The organism is Actinosynnema sp., from assembly GCF_052038725.1.
Genome location: NZ_JBQGCX010000600.1, coordinates 1 through 1606 on the forward strand (window position 1 = coordinate 1; position 1606 = coordinate 1606).

Sequence of the window (1606 nt, forward strand, 5' to 3'; positions counted from 1 at the left end):
GCCGTGCGCGGCAGCTCCTCCAGCCACCGGGCGATCGCGGGCAGCGCGGTGATGTCCCCGGCCAGCAGGTACCGGTCGTAGTCGTGCGGCACGATCAGCCCGCCGGGCGGACCGGCCACGTGCACCACGTCACCCGGCTTCGCCGCCTGCGCCCAGTCCGAGCCCAGGCCGCCCGCGTGCAGCGCCACGTCGACGTCCAGCTCGCCGCTGACCGGGTCGTAGCGCCGCACCGTGTACTCGCGCGAGACCGGCGCGGGCCTGGGCCAGCGCAGCACGTCCCCGTTCGGCTCGGGCAGCCGCAGCTCCCCGCGCTCGTCCGGGAAGATCAGCTTCACGTGCTCGTCGGGCGAGTGCGCCTCGAAGCCCTCGGTGCCCGGCCCGCCGAGCGTGACCCGGATCAGCCCGGACCCCAGCGGCGCGGTGCGCACCACCTCGGCCGCGCGCACCCGGATCGGGTAGCCGACCTTCTCCGCCCCACCGGCCTGCCCGGCGCGCACCTCGGCGATCCGCTCGTGGTGCCTGCCCCGGTGGTCGACCCGGCGCGGACGGCCCGCCGCCCCGCTCACGAGCCCACCACCAGCGCCGTCCAGTGCGCCAGCTCCGGCTGCTCGGCCAGGTCCGGGAACTCCACCTCGGCGCCTGCGGCGCGCCAGCGCTCCACCAACCCCATGACCCGCACCGAGTCCAGGCCCAGGTCCAGCAGGTCGGCGTCCCCGTCCAGCTCCTCGGGCGCCACGCCCAGCACCTCGGCCACGTCCGCGCGCACCCGCTCGGCGGTCAACGACTGCTCGCTCATCCCTGCGCTCCAGCGGGAATCGGGGCCGACAGCGCGGTCAGCGCGTCGGCCGTGGTGGTCACGACGCCGCACCGCTGCGCGACGTACTCGCAGGCCTGGTCGTGCCGCTCGCGGGAGAAGTCCGCGACCGCGTCGCACACCAGGAACGGCCGCACGTCGCGCATGAACGCCTCCACCGCGGTGGCCTGGCAGCCGATGTGCGCGTACACGCCGGTGATCAGCAGCTGGTCACGGCCCAGCTCCGCCAGCCGGTCGGCGAAGGCGCTGCGCTGGAACGCGCTGTAGCGCCACTTCACCAGCACCTCGTCGCCCTCGCGGGGCGCCCGCTCCGGCACCACGTCGGCGGCCGACGGGTCGGCGTCGATCACCGCGCCGAGGCCCGCGCCCCAGAACTCGGTCAGCAGCCCGCGGTCCTGATCCGCCTGGCGGCCGGGCTGCGCGGTGTAGAACACCGGCGCGCCCACCTCGCGGGCCGCCGCGACCAGCGCCGCGATGTTCGCGACCATCTCCGGAACCGGGGCGCCCGCGTACGGCGCCAGGAAGTAGCGCTGCGCGTCGTGCACCAGCAGCGCGGCGCGCGCCGGGTCCGGCGTCCAGGCGACCCGGCCCTCGGGCAGCTCGGCCGCCGTCGGCAGCGCGTACGGCTCGATCCTCGGCAACGACAACGCCCTCACCCCTCCTCGGCGGCGGCCAGCGCCGCGCGCAGTTCCCGCTTGCTCGTCTTGCCCACCCCGGTCACGGGGAACTCCGGAACCACCCGCACCAGGTCCGGCACCTTGAACGCGGCCACGCCCCGCTCGCGCACGAACC

At 76.1% G+C, this 1606-nt stretch carries 3 protein-coding genes; all 3 read right to left on the minus strand.

All coding sequences use genetic code 11. The features are described 5' to 3' along the window. On the minus strand, positions 1-566 hold a 566-nt coding region (locus ACTUAL_RS12595), incomplete at its 3' end, for a siderophore-interacting protein (protein WP_440900363.1). Further along, entirely contained in the window at positions 563-796 is a 234-nt protein-coding gene (locus tag ACTUAL_RS12600; protein WP_440900364.1) for a phosphopantetheine-binding protein, read from the minus strand. The genes ACTUAL_RS12600 and ACTUAL_RS12595, both read right to left, overlap by 4 nt. Then, the gene (locus ACTUAL_RS12605; protein WP_440900365.1) at positions 793-1461 is read right to left on the minus strand and encodes an isochorismatase family protein; all 669 of its coding nucleotides are present in this window, start codon (positions 1459-1461) and stop codon (positions 793-795) included. Before ACTUAL_RS12605 ends, ACTUAL_RS12600 begins: the two co-directional genes overlap by 4 nt. Positions 1462-1606: the final 145 nt, after the last annotated feature.

Excerpts from the sequence above, each read along its gene's own strand:
- ACTUAL_RS12600 (WP_440900364.1), bottom strand. The coding sequence starts at position 796 with ATGAGCGAGCAGTCGTTGACCGCCGAGCGGGTGCGCGCGGACGTGGCC.